The organism is Streptomyces sp. NPDC051582, assembly GCF_040681715.1.
GTDB lineage: Bacteria > Actinomycetota > Actinomycetes > Streptomycetales > Streptomycetaceae > Streptomyces.
The window spans coordinates 323,378-335,485 of the sequence record NZ_JBFAZJ010000002.1 but is presented as its reverse complement, the minus strand read 5'-3'; the positions used below and the strand labels follow the sequence as shown (position 1 = coordinate 335,485).

The following is a 12,108-nucleotide window of genomic DNA, read 5'->3' as shown; positions in this document are numbered from 1 at the left end:
ATGGGCGGCATGCCCCTGAACGACATGCCCTGGTGGCGCTGGCGCAGCAACGTGCGCTCGGCGCTCCACATGCTTTCCGACCCGGTCTTCCACGAGGAGACCTGGCTCGCCGGCGGCGAGGGGTACGGGGACGTCACCGACGCCGTGTACCGCCTCGTCGAGGACACCTGGCTCGACAGCTGGTCCGCCGAGAAGTACGTCGGCACGATATTCCGCGACTCCCAGGAGGCCGCGCTCGTGGACCTCGCGGTGCTGCGGGTGCTGCGGATCCTGCACCAGGTCGGGCCCGACGCCCCCGTCTCCGCCTACCTGGAGCACCACGCCTGGCCCGAGGCGGTACGGGCCGCGCGCGAGGCGCACGTACGGCTCGCGACGGCGGACGGGGACGAACCGGACGCGCCGCCGCGGTCGCTGGAAGTGCTGAGGATTCTGACCCGCGCGGTGTGAGCCGCGGGGTGTGAAAGGCTGTGGGGTCATGAGCGACGACCCGCAGGCCCAGGCCCCCCAGCAGTACGTACTGACCCTGTCATGCCCGGACAAGCAGGGCATCGTGCATGCCGTGTCCAGTTACCTGTTCATGACCGGATGCAACATCGAGGACAGCCGGCAGTTCGGCGACCACGACACCGGCCTCTTCTTCATGCGGGTCCACTTCTCCGCCGACGCTCCGGTGACGCTCGACAAGCTGCGGGCCAGCTTCGCCGCGATCGGCGACTCGTTCCGGATGGACTGGCAGCTGCACCGCTCCGACGAGCGCATGCGGATCGTGCTGATGGTGTCGAAGTTCGGGCACTGCCTGAACGACCTGCTGTTCCGCTCCAGCATCGGCGCGCTCCCGGTCGAGATCGCGGCCGTGGTCTCGAACCACACCGACTTCACCGAGCTGGTGCGCTCGTACGGCGTCCCCTTCCACCACATCCCGGTGACGAAGGAGACGAAGGCCGACGCCGAGGCGCAGCTGCTGGCGCTGGTCCGCGACGAGAACGTCGAGCTCGTGGTCCTGGCCCGGTACATGCAGGTGCTGTCGGACACCCTGTGCAAGGAACTGAGCGGGCGGATCATCAACATCCACCACTCCTTCCTGCCGAGCTTCAAGGGCGCGAAGCCGTACCACCAGGCGCACGCGCGCGGTGTGAAGCTGATCGGTGCCACCGCGCACTACGTGACGGCCGACCTGGACGAGGGCCCGATCATCGAGCAGGAGGTCGCGCGGGTCGGCCACGAGGTGACCCCGGACCAGCTGGTGGCCATCGGCCGCGACGTGGAGTGCCAGGCGCTGGCGCGGGCCGTGAAGTGGCACAGCGAGCACCGCGTCCTCCTGAACGGCACCCGCACGGTCGTCTTCGCGTAGCCCGAGACGGCCCGGGCTCCGCCGGATCGGACCGGCGGAGCACGGTCGGCTAGAGGCGGCTCAACGAGGCCGCCGCGAACAGGACGTCGCGGATGGCCTCGCGGTCGCCGTGCTGGCCCACGGCCGCCTCCTCCGGGGAGATGTGACCGGCGGCCAGCTGGCAGAACTCGGCGCCGTCCATCGCGATCTGCGCCACCGTGTGCTCCGCCGACGGTTTCGCCGCCGGGGAGTCCAGGGCGATGTCCCAGCTGCCGCCGCCCGCGCCCTCGATCTCCAGGTGCAGGGTGCGCCCCGGTGCGCCCGCCGCGACCAGTCCGCGCGCCGGGGCGGCGAGGCCCGCCCGGCGCCGGTGGGCCAGCGCGCTCGGCAGCAGCCGCGCCGCCAGGTCGATCATCCGGTGCAGGTGCGGCCCGGACGGCGCGTCGTACGGGTAGTCCACCGCCTCCGCGATGTCCCACGCGTGCACCCAGCACTCGAAGGCCCGCTCCAGGAAGGCGTCCCCGAGCGGCAGCGCGAAGGTCCCGTAGTCCACCGACAGGTCCCCGACGCCCCGGCCCGCGAACGACACCGTCCGCAGCAGCGTGTGTCCCTGCTCCCGCCACGGCTCGCGGATCCGCCGGGTGATCGGCTGCTCGGCGGAGCTCCAGTAGTGCTCGGTACGGTCGGTCGCGCCGGCCGGGGCCTCCGGGCCCAGCGGGTCGTCCAGGCCCAGCGCCGTCGCGATCAGCCCGTCCACCGTCAGCAGGTGCCCGATCACCCCGGCCACCGTGGTCCGGCGCGTGCGCCGCTGCTCCTCCTCGAACCACTTCAGCCGTACCGGGGTCTGCCACTCCGAGTCGCCGAAGTCGCGCAGCAGCGCGTCGAGCCGCGCGGTCTCCGTGTCGTACGGGTTCGCCCACGCGGGCACCGGGATGCGGGCGGGCCGCTTGCCGAGGCAGTCCTCCAGGACCCGTGAGCGCAGCAGCGGCTTGAGGTCCAGATTGTCCTCGGGGTGCAGCAGGCCCACCGCGTCGCGCAGGCGCAGGGCCTCCTCGGCGCACTGCGCGCACTCGGTGAGGTGGTCCTCGACCGCCTGGGTCTCCTCGGCGGAGCAGGCCGCCAGCGCCCACGCCCCGAGCAGGGACTTCAGCACGGCGTGGGTGCGCGGCGGCTGGGGCGGCCCGGTCGCGGCGGGTGGCTCGGGCAGCGGCTCAGGGGCGTGCCGCGGATCGGGGGCGTGCCGCGGATCGGGGGCGTGCCGCGGGTCGGGGGCGTGCCGCGGATCGAGGTCGTCGGCGGCCCCGCGCGGACCCGGTATGCGCGCCGGACCCCCGGGGCGCTGCTCCTCGTATCCCTCGTCGGACGGGTCGGCGGGGCCGTTCATCGGGGCGATCCATATCCTGGCGGGCCGTATCCGGGCGCAGCGGTGTCCTCCTGCGGGAGGACGTTGGCGGTCGAGAGCAGCTGGAGGCCCAGGCGCAGCCGGCGCCGGGCCTCGTCCTCGCTGATGCGCAGGTCGGCGGCGGCCTGCCGGTAGTCGCGGCGCTTGAAGTACGCGAGTTCCAGCGCGGCGCGCAGCGGCGCGGGCATCGAGGTGACGATGTAGTCGGCGCGGGCGGCGGCGCTGGCGCTGCGCACCTTCTGTTCGAGCTCCTCGCGCGAACCGCGGCCGAGTTCGGCCTGGCGCAGCCGGGCCACGGCCTGGCCCTGGGTGATCCGGGCGACCCAGGAGCGCATGGAGCCCTGCTTGGGGTCGTACGCGTCGGGGTTCTCCCAGATGTAGCCGAACACTTCGCGGGTGATCCGGTCCGCTGCGCCCTCGTCGCCGAGGACGCGGTGCGCCAGGCTGTGCACGAGCGAGGCGAAGCGGTCGTACAGCTCTCCGAGCGCGGCGGCCTCGCCGCGGGCGAGGCGTTGCTGCATGCGGCGGTCCCAGCGCGGTGGTACGTCCTTCGGCATAACTGCCCCCAGCCGTGTGTCGACGCCTCGAATGTAGTCGCCAAAGGCGGGTTCGCGCCCGTTTTGGAGGAACGGGGCCCAGGAAGAGTGCCCTGCGTGATAGGTGCGGTGCGGGGTGTGAACGGTGGGTCGGGCCCCGGCACATGGGCACTGGTGTACGCGCCCCGCCGCGCTTCCCGTGCGCGGGTTCGATGCGGCCGTCTGCTTGACGACTTCGCTTAACGGGCAGGCCACGTAGGCCTTACGCTCCTGCCTTGTCTTGAACTGAACTCCACCGCACATGTGAAGGCGGAACGCCGCATATGGACAGCGCAGAATACGAGCGCAAGATCGCCGCCCGGTTTGCCACTTTCGACCAGGACGGGAACGGATACATCGACCGCGAGGACTTCAGCGCGGCCGCGAAGGCCGTCCTGGCCGAATTCGGCACCACCGCGCGGTCGGACAGGGGCCAGGCCGTCTTCGCCGGCGCGGAGGCCTTCTGGCAGGGAATGGCCGGGATCGCGGACGTCGACGGGGACCAGCGGGTGACCCGCGAGGAGTTCATCACCGGCGCCGCGAAGCGGCTGCGCGACAATCCGCTGCGGTTCGCGGAGATCGCCCGGCCGTTCCTGCACGGGGTGATCGCGGTCGCCGACGAGGACGGCCGCGGTACGACCCCGGAGGCGGCGGCCCGCGTCCTGCGCGTCCTGGGCACCCCGCCCGAAATGGCCGACCACGTGGCGCGGGCCCTGGACGCCGACGCCGACGGCCGCATCACCGAGGACGAGATCCTGACGGCCTTCGCCGCGTACTGCGGCGTCGAGGCCCCGGACGCGTAGCCCGCGCCGTCCGGGAGGCCGAACCCCCGTGCGGCCCTTACGGGGTACGCCGCACGGCGGTCCGCCGCGCCCGCGAACGCGCCGGCCGCTACGCGAAGCGTTCGCGCAGCTTGTACTTCAGGACCTTGCGGAGGGCTTCGTTGCGGGGCAGGGCCTCGACCAGTTCCAGTTGTTCCGGGAGCTTGTGCGGGGACAGGCCCTGGGCGCGCAGGTGGGACGTCAGCTGCGGGAGGGTCAGGGGGGCGGCGCCCGGCGGCTGTTCCACCACCGCGCAGACGCGTTCTCCGCGCTCCGGGTCCGGGAGGCCGATCACGGCCACGTCGCCGATGCCCGGGAGCAGGTGCAGCAGGTCCTCGACCTCCTTCGCGGAGATGTTCTCGCCCTTGCGGATGATCACGTCCTTGCTGCGGCCGGTGAGGACGAGGTAGCCGTCCCGCGTCAGGTGGCCGAGGTCGCCGGTGATCAGGTAGCCGTCGGCGTCGAAGGCCTCCGCCGGGCGGCCCTCCGGGTTCAGGTACCCCCGGCAGACCGCCTCGCCGCGCAGCCGGACCTCGCCGTCGGTGTCCGGGGGCAGGAGCTCGCCGCCGGGCGTCGTGATGCGGATCGACATGCCGGCCGGGGGCCGGCCCTCCGTCGTGGCGAGGTGCTCGGGGGTGTCGTCGGGGGCACCCATCGTGATCATCGGGACCTCGGTCATGCCGTAGCCGTGGGTCAGCCGGCAGCCCAGTTCGCGGACGACCGCGTGGTAGATCTCGGGGGGCTTGGGGGCGCCGCCGCCGGCGAGCAGGCGCAGGCTGGGGATCAGCCTCGTCGAGGGGTCCTTGCGCTGCTCCGCCAGGAACATCGAGTAGAAGGCCGTGGAGCCGCCGGCCACCGTGACCCCGTGGCGCCGGTAGCCGTCCAGCGCGTCCGGGAGCGCGAACTTCTCGAAGAGGACCGCGGGGAAGCCGTACAGGAGCAGCATCACGAGGTAGTCCGGGCCGCCTATGTGCGCGTACGGGAACGCGATCGAGCCGACGTCGGCCGGGCTCAGCCGCAGGGCGTGGGCCAGGCAGGAGCCGCCCGCGATCAGTGAGCGGTCGGTGTGCAGGACGCCCTTGGGGTCGGAGGTGGTCCCGGAGGTCCAGTAGATCCATCTGACGTCGGTGCCGTTCGCGGGCGGCGGGGGGAGCACGGCCGGATCGCCCGTCGGCAGGGCCGCGTACGCCTCGAAGACCCCGCGCGCGCCGAGCCGCTCGGCCATGGTGGTGTGGTCGAAGCCGCGCCAGACGCCCGGGACGGCGAAGAACTCGGCCTTGGACTCGCGCAGTGCGAAGCCCGCTTCACGGTCCCGGTAGAAGGGGATCACCGGGGTCTGGACGGCCCCGATGCGGGCCAGGGCGAGGGAGAGCAGGACCGTCTCGATCCGGGTGGGCAGCTGCCAGGCGACGACCGTGCCGGGCCGTACGCCCATCCCGTACAGCCCCGCCGCGACCTGCTCGGAGCGCTCGCGCAGCTCGCCGAAGGTGAGCGTCCGGTCGTCGGCGGGGTCCTCGGCCGCCTCGATCAGCACCGGGGCGCCGGGGCTCAGTGCGGCCCGCGCCGCGACCAGCTCCCACAGGGTGGGGGAGTGGCTCAGCCGTACCGCCGTGTCCTTGGTGTCCGCCATCCCCAGCCTCCCGTAACTGACGCTCAGTCAGATCCAGCGCAGAGCGTAGGCCTCCGGCGCTTGTCGGTCCAGGGGTGGCGGGGCTAGCGTGTTTTCTGACGCTCCATCAGATTCACCGGATTCATCGGCTCGCGAGGGGACACCATGGAACTGGAACTGCCTCGGATCATCAGCGTCGACGACCACGTCATCGAACCCGCGCACCTGTTCGACGTCTGGCTGCCGGCCAAGTACCGCGACCGCGGGCCCAAGGCGCTCACCGCCGGGATCGGCGAGCTCCAGTACACCGGGGGCAAGTACGTGATCTCCATGGACCCCGAGGGCCCTCCGACCGACTGGTGGATCTACGAGGACCTGAAATTCCCGTACAAGCGCAACATCGCCGCCGTCGGCTTCGACCGCGACGACATGACCCTCGAAGGCATCACGCGCGAGGAGATGCGGCGCGGCTGCTGGGACCCCAAGGCGCGCCTCGCCGACATGGACCTCAACCACGTCGAGGCCTCGCTCTGCTTCCCGACCTTCCCGCGCTTTTGCGGGCAGACCTTCGCCGAGGCGCACGACAAGGAGGTCGCCCTCGCCTGCGTGCGCGCGTACAACGACTGGATGGTCGAGGAGTGGTGCGGCGACAGCGGCGGCCGGCTCATCCCGCTCTGCATCATCCCGCTCTGGGGCATCGACCTCGCCGTCGCCGAGATCCGCCGCAACGCCGCCCGCGGGGTGCGCGCCGTGACCTTCTCCGAAATCCCGACGTACCTGGGACTCCCCTCCATCCACTCCGGCTACTGGGACCCCTTCTTCGCCGTCTGCCAGGAGACGGGCACCGTCGTCAACATGCACATCGGGTCCAGTTCCCAGATGCCCGCCGCCTCGCCCGACGCCCCGCCGGCCGTCCAGGCCTCGCTCAGCTTCAACAACGCCATGGCCTCGATGATGGACTTCCTGTTCAGCGGGGTGCTGGTGAAGTTCCCGAGGCTGAAGCTGGCGTACAGCGAGGGCCAGATGGGCTGGATCCCGTACGCCCTCGAACGCGCCGACGACGTCTGGCGGGAGCACCGCGCCTGGGGCGGGGTCCGCGACCTGATCCCCGAACCGCCGTCCACGTACTACTACCGGCAGATGTTCTGCTGCTTCTTCCGCGACAAGCACGGCATCGCCTCGCTCGACGTCGTCGGCCGCGACAACGCCACCTTCGAGACCGACTACCCGCACGTGGACTCGACCTTCCCGCACACCAGGGAGGTCGCCCTCGACCACGTGAAGGGCCTGGACGACGAGACCGTCTACAAACTGATGCGCGGCAACGCCATCCGCATGCTCGGCCTGGATCTCGTCTGATGGATTTGACCTACACCGACGAGGAGCGGGACTTCCGGGCCCGGCTGCGCGAATGGCTCGGCAAGACCCTGCCCGAGCTGCCCGCCAAGCCGTCCCCCGACGACTGGCCGGGCCGGCGCGCGTACGACGCGGGCTGGCAGCGCCGGCTGTACGACGCCGGGTACGCCGGGCTGCACTGGCCCGTGGACGCGGGCGGCCGCGGGGCCACCCCCACCCAGCACCTGATCTTCCTGGAGGAGACCGAGCGCGCCGGAGCCCCCTACGTGGGTGCCAACTTCGTCGGGCTCCTGCACGCCGGGCCGACCATCGCCGCCGAGGGCACGGCCGCGCAGCGCGCGCGCTGGCTGCCGCCCGTACTGCGCGGGGACGAGGTGTGGTGCCAGGGGTTCAGCGAGCCGGACGCGGGCTCCGACCTGGCCGCGCTGCGCACCCGCGCCGTGCGCGACGGGGACGACTACGTGATCACCGGCTCGAAGATCTGGACCTCGCACGCGGAGGTCGCCGACTGGTGCGAGCTGCTCGTACGGACGGAGCCCGTCAGCGGGGCCTTCCCCAAGCACCGCGGGATCTCCTGGCTGGCCATGCCCATGGACGCGCCCGGGGTGACGGTGCGGCCGCTGCGCACCCTCGCCGGCTCGGCCGAGTTCGCGGAGGTGTTCCTCGACGAGGTGCGCGTCCCCGTCGCGAACCGGGTCGGGGAGGAGAACGACGGCTGGCGCGTCACCATGGTCACCCTCTCCTTCGAGCGCGGGACGGCCTTCGTCGGCGAGGTCGTGGCCTGCCGCCGCACCCTGGGCGCGCTCGCGCGCACCGCGAAGGCCAACGGCCGCTGGGACGATCCGGTGCTGCGGCGCCGGCTCGGGCGCCTGTACGGCGAGTTCGGCGCCCTGTGGCGGCTCACGCAGTGGAACGTGAGCGAGTCGCAGGCCTCGGGCGGGGTACCGGGCGTCGGCGGCTCGGTCTTCAAGCTGGCCTACTCGCACGCGCGGCAGGAGCTGTACGACGCCGCCGCCGAGGTGATGGGCGCGGACTGCCTCGCACTGGACGGGGAGTGGGTGCTGGACCGGCTCTCGTCCCTCTCGTACACGATCGCGGCGGGCACCTCGCAGATCCAGCGGAACATCGTCGCCGAGCGGATCCTCGGCCTCCCGAAGGGCCGGTGAGGGCCGTGGACTTCCGGTTGACGGACGAGCAGCGCGACCTGCAGGCGGGCGTACGGGACCTGCTGGCGGGCCGCTACGGGCGAGAGGCGCTGCGGGCCTGCGTGGACGCGGGCGGGGCCCTGGACCGGGGACTGTGGCGGGAGCTCGGCGAGGCCGGGTTCTTCGCGCTGCGGCTCCCGGAGGCGCGGGGCGGGGTCGGGCTCGGGCTGCCCGAGGCGGTCCTCGTCTTCGAGGAGGCGGGGCGGGCGCTGCTGCCGGGGCCGCTCGTCGCCACGCACCTGGCGGCGGGGGTGGTCGCGGGGGCGGCCGAGGGGACGGCGGTGGTCACGGCGTTCGACCTCGGGGGAGCCCTGGTGGCGCACCTGGGAGAGGCGGACGCGGTGCTCGGTGCGGGCTCGCTCCCTGCGGGCGAGCCGGTGCCCTCGGCGGACCCGCTCACCCCGCTGCACCGGGTGGCCTCCCCGCCGGCCGCCGGGGAGGCGGCGGCGTACCGCGACGAGGGCGCGCTGCTGACCGCCGCCCTCCAGGTCGGCAGCGCGCTGCGCACGGTGGAGCTGGCGGTGCGGTACGCGGGCGAGCGCGAGCAGTTCGGGCAGCCGATCGGGGCCTTCCAGGCGGTCAAGCACCTGTGCGCGCAGATGCTGGTGCGCGCGGAGGTGGCCCGTACGGCGCTCTACGCGGCGGCGATCACGGCGGATGCGGCGGAGGTGGCCGGGGCAAAGCTGCTGGCCGACGAGGCCGCCGTGCGCAATGCCCGCGACTGCCTCCAGGTGCACGGCGGGATGGGCTTCACGTGGGAGGCGGACGTGCACCTGCACCTGAAGCGGGCCTGGGTGCGCGCCGAGCAGTGGCGGACGGCGGGGGAGGCGCAGGAGCTGCTGGCGGCCGAACTGGCTTCGGCCGCCATGTAGCTCACCGTCACGAAGGGGGGTGGACGGGGGCGGGACGGGGCACGGTCGGGACGGCCCGGGACGCATGTCCGATTACAGAGAGTTGATATCGGTTTGTGTCCTTGGCCCGGCCCCTTGCGGCCCGGACTCGGGGGCCTGCTCCGGTACGCTCCCGGGAATGCGAGCGGCACGGCAGCGCGAGCGACGCGCAGTATGCACCACGCCTACTCCTTCGCGCTGGAATATGCCCGAAGCGCTTGTTGTGGTGACTGTATGTCAACCATGCTGCTCCGCAAGGGGATCACACTCGGTGATCCCGTCCTGTCGCGAGGCGAAGTGTCCGCCGGTTCGGATGGTGTGAGCGGTGCAGGTGCTTCAGGTACAGCTGGAGGTAGGACCGGACCCCGCCGAGGTCGGCAGGGCCCGCCGCTGGGCGCGGTCCCGGCTGGCCGGGTCGGGCATAGGGGACGACGAGCCGCTCGCCGAGACGCTGATCCTGCTGATCTCCGAGCTGGTCACCAACGCGGTCGTGCACACCGGCTGTCCGGCCGTCCTGCGGATGCTCTTCGGGGAGCCGGGGGTGCGGGTCGAGGTCGCCGACACCAGCTCCCGCGGGCCGGCCCGGCGGCAGGCCGCGGGGGACGACACGGGCGGGCGCGGGCTGGAGCTGGTGGACGGGCTGGCCGACCGCTGGGGCTGGCAGCGCGAGGGTGCGGGCAAGCGGATCTGGTGCGAGATCGACCGCGCCGGCAAACCCAAGGAATGCCGGCCGACCCGGGAACCGCGCGTGTACCTCTAACGAGGTGTTGACGGTTCGTCAACTGTTGATCACCCTTGTACTGAGCGATTCGTCGCGAGGGGACGCCAAGGGCAGACCTTGACGAGTGCGGGTCGTGGGGTGGCGGCTGCCGTGCCGCGCTCGGGGCGCGCACGACCGTACGCCGCCACCCAGTGGTTCCCGTGCCGCCCCGCCGGCGCCCGCAGGCGCCTATGGGGGCGGCGCGACCAGGCCCATTTCGTAGGCCTTGATGACCAGGTGCACCCGGTCCCGGGCGTCCAGCTTCGTCAACAGCCGGGCCAGGTGCGATTTCGTCGTCGCCACCGTGATGAACAGGTCCTGCGCGATCTCGCTGTTCGACCGGCCCCGCCCCACCAGGGTCAGCACCTCCTGCTCCCGGCCCGTGATCGCCGGGACGCGATCGGGGGCGGGCGCCGGGCCCGAGACGAAGTCCGCTATCAGGCGGCGCGTGACGCCCGGCGCGATGAGGGCGTCGCCCGCCGCGACCACGCGCACGGCGGCGAGGATGTCGTCCAGCGCCATGTCCTTCACGGCGAAGCCGCTCGCGCCGGCGCGCAGCGCCCCGTACACGTGCTCGTCCTCGTCGAAGGTGGTCAGGATCAGCACGCGGGCGCCGCCGGGGCCGTCGGCGGCCGTGAGCCGGCGGGTGGCCTCGATGCCGTCCATCTCCGGCATGCGGATGTCCATCACCACCACGTCGGGGGCGAGCTCGGCGGTCATGCGGACCGCCTCGGCACCGTTCGCGGCCTCGCCCACGACCTCCAGGTCCGGGGTGTCGGCCATCAGGACGCGCAGCCCCGAGCGCACCAGGGGCTGGTCGTCGGCGAGCAGGACGCGGACGCTGCCGTTCATCGCTTCTCCTCGGGTCGTTCGACCGGCAGGGTGGCCGCCACGCGGAATCCGCCCCCGGGCCGTGGGCCGGCCTCGAAGCGGCCGCCCGTCAGGGTGGCGCGCTCCCGCATGCCGGTGAGGCCGAATCCGGCGCCGGGCGGGCCGCCTTCCGGAATGCCGCGCCCGTCGTCGGTGATCTCCAGGGCGAGCTCGTCCGGCCCGTACGCGATCTCCACCCGGCAGCTTCCGGCGCCCGCGTGCCGCACCACGTTGGTCAGCGCCTCCTGCACGATGCGGAACGCGGCGAGCTCGATGTCGGACGGCAGCGGGCGCTGCTCCCCCGACCACACCAGGTCCACCCGTACGCCCGTGTCGGCCGCGGTGGCCGCGGTGAGCCGGTCGATGCCGTCCAGGCCGGGCGCGGGCGCCGTCGACGCGGGCTCGCTGCGGCGCAGTGCGACCAGTGTGCGCCGCAGCCCCGCGAGGGTCTCGCGGCTGGTGGACTCGATGGCCCGGAGCGCCTCGCGGGCCTGCGCGGGCTGCGTCTCGATGACCCGGCTGCCGACCCCGGCCTGGATGGCGATGACGCCGATGCTGTGGGCGACCATGTCGTGCAGTTCGCGGGCGATGCGCAGCCGCTCCTCGGTGAGGGCCTGCTCGGTGGCGCGGGCCTGCGCCTGCGCGGCGGACTCGCGGCCGCGCCGTACGGAGTCGCCGATCAGCCAGCCGAGGACGACGACCGGCAGCTGGCTCTGGGACAGGACGCGGGCCGCGGAGTCGGTCGCGGGCAGGGCGAACTGGGCGGTGATCAGCAGCAGGACGGTGATGCCCGTGGCCGGCAGGGTCACCCGGCGCGGGCGGGTGGCCGCCACCATGCCCAGCGCCACCGCGGCGGGGATCACCAGCGTGATCGTGAGGGCGGGGGCGCGGCCGAGGAACAGCATCAGGTACGTGCCGAGGAGCATCAGGGCGAGGGTGGTGAGCGGTGCCCGTCGCACGAGGAGGGCGCCGGTCAGCATGCCGGCGATCGCGAGGAGCGGTCCCACTTCGAAGATCCGGTCCCCCACGCCGAGGGGGACGCGGAAGGCGAGGTTCGACAGGAGGAGGGTGCCGAGCGCGGCGCCCGTCCACAGGGCCGCGACCTGCCACCGGAGCGCCGTTCGGCCTCCGCTCACCTGCGTTGATGAGGTGTTCATGCCGCGACAGTAACGAGCCCCGCACGGACGGACATCCGCCCTCGGGATGCAGCCCGCGGGAGGGTTTCGGACCCGGTGGTAACCAGGCATTCCGCTTTCGAGGACAATTGGGGCGCACTCGACGTTACTCAGC

12 protein-coding genes are annotated in these 12,108 nt (G+C 72.7%); 7 read left to right on the top strand and 5 right to left on the bottom strand.

Translation table 11 applies throughout. The features are described 5' to 3' along the window. Together AB0M92_RS04665 and purU are read left to right on the top strand one after the other, a co-directional pair. On the top strand, positions 1-447 hold the full coding sequence (locus AB0M92_RS04665) for a hypothetical protein (RefSeq protein WP_048476148.1): 447 nt from the start codon (positions 1-3) through the stop codon (positions 445-447). 28 nt (positions 448-475) lie between these two features. Further along, positions 476-1,351 carry a formyltetrahydrofolate deformylase gene (purU, locus tag AB0M92_RS04660; protein WP_366100624.1) on the top strand — a complete coding sequence of 292 codons (876 nt, stop codon included), beginning with the start codon at positions 476-478 and terminating at the stop codon, positions 1,349-1,351. Positions 1,352-1,400: 49 nt separating this feature from the next. Here purU and AB0M92_RS04655 read toward each other — a convergent pair whose 3' ends face one another. Beyond that, positions 1,401-2,714, bottom strand: coding sequence for a zf-HC2 domain-containing protein (locus AB0M92_RS04655; RefSeq protein WP_366100623.1), 1,314 nt, complete (start codon positions 2,712-2,714; stop codon positions 1,401-1,403). Further along, a complete protein-coding gene (locus tag AB0M92_RS04650; RefSeq protein WP_366100622.1) occupies positions 2,711-3,289 on the bottom strand; it encodes a sigma-70 family RNA polymerase sigma factor in 579 nt (192 codons plus the stop codon). The genes AB0M92_RS04655 and AB0M92_RS04650 overlap by 4 nt, the downstream gene beginning before the upstream one ends. 302 nt (positions 3,290-3,591) lie before the next feature. Between AB0M92_RS04650 and AB0M92_RS04645 the strand changes: the two genes are divergently transcribed. Further along, complete coding sequence (locus AB0M92_RS04645; protein ID WP_366100621.1) at positions 3,592-4,110, top strand: EF-hand domain-containing protein; 519 nt, start codon at positions 3,592-3,594, stop codon at positions 4,108-4,110. An 88-nt stretch (positions 4,111-4,198) separates the two neighbouring features. Here the strand turns inward: AB0M92_RS04645 and AB0M92_RS04640 are convergent, their stop codons facing one another. Beyond that, positions 4,199-5,758, bottom strand: coding sequence for an AMP-binding protein (locus tag AB0M92_RS04640; RefSeq protein WP_366100620.1), 1,560 nt, complete (start codon positions 5,756-5,758; stop codon positions 4,199-4,201). A 144-nt stretch (positions 5,759-5,902) separates the two neighbouring features. On the opposite strand from AB0M92_RS04640, the gene AB0M92_RS04635 reads away from it, so the two are divergent. The 4 genes from AB0M92_RS04635 (at position 5,903) to AB0M92_RS04620 (ending at position 9,948) form a co-directional block, all read left to right on the top strand. Next, the gene (locus tag AB0M92_RS04635) at positions 5,903-7,096 is read left to right on the top strand and encodes an amidohydrolase family protein (RefSeq protein ID WP_366100619.1); all 1,194 of its coding nucleotides are present in this window, start codon (positions 5,903-5,905) and stop codon (positions 7,094-7,096) included. Next, positions 7,096-8,259, top strand: a complete 1,164-nt coding sequence (locus AB0M92_RS04630) for an acyl-CoA dehydrogenase family protein (protein ID WP_366100618.1) — start codon at positions 7,096-7,098, stop codon at positions 8,257-8,259. Before AB0M92_RS04635 ends, AB0M92_RS04630 begins: the two co-directional genes overlap by 1 nt. Positions 8,260-8,264: 5 nt before the next feature. Further along, entirely contained in the window at positions 8,265-9,170 is a 906-nt protein-coding gene (locus AB0M92_RS04625; protein ID WP_366100617.1) for an acyl-CoA dehydrogenase family protein, read from the top strand. Between the two features lie 343 nt (positions 9,171-9,513). Further along, entirely contained in the window at positions 9,514-9,948 is a 435-nt protein-coding gene (locus AB0M92_RS04620; RefSeq protein ID WP_366100616.1) for an ATP-binding protein, read from the top strand. Positions 9,949-10,137: 189 nt separating this feature from the next. On the opposite strand, the gene AB0M92_RS04615 is transcribed toward AB0M92_RS04620, so the two are convergent. Further along, positions 10,138-10,800 (bottom strand): response regulator transcription factor, encoded by a 663-nt coding sequence (locus tag AB0M92_RS04615; RefSeq protein ID WP_366100615.1) that lies wholly within the window; start codon positions 10,798-10,800, stop codon positions 10,138-10,140. Continuing rightward, on the bottom strand, positions 10,797-11,975 hold the full coding sequence (locus AB0M92_RS04610) for a sensor histidine kinase (protein WP_366100614.1): 1,179 nt from the start codon (positions 11,973-11,975) through the stop codon (positions 10,797-10,799). The genes AB0M92_RS04615 and AB0M92_RS04610 overlap by 4 nt, the downstream gene beginning before the upstream one ends. Positions 11,976-12,108 lie beyond the last annotated feature (133 nt).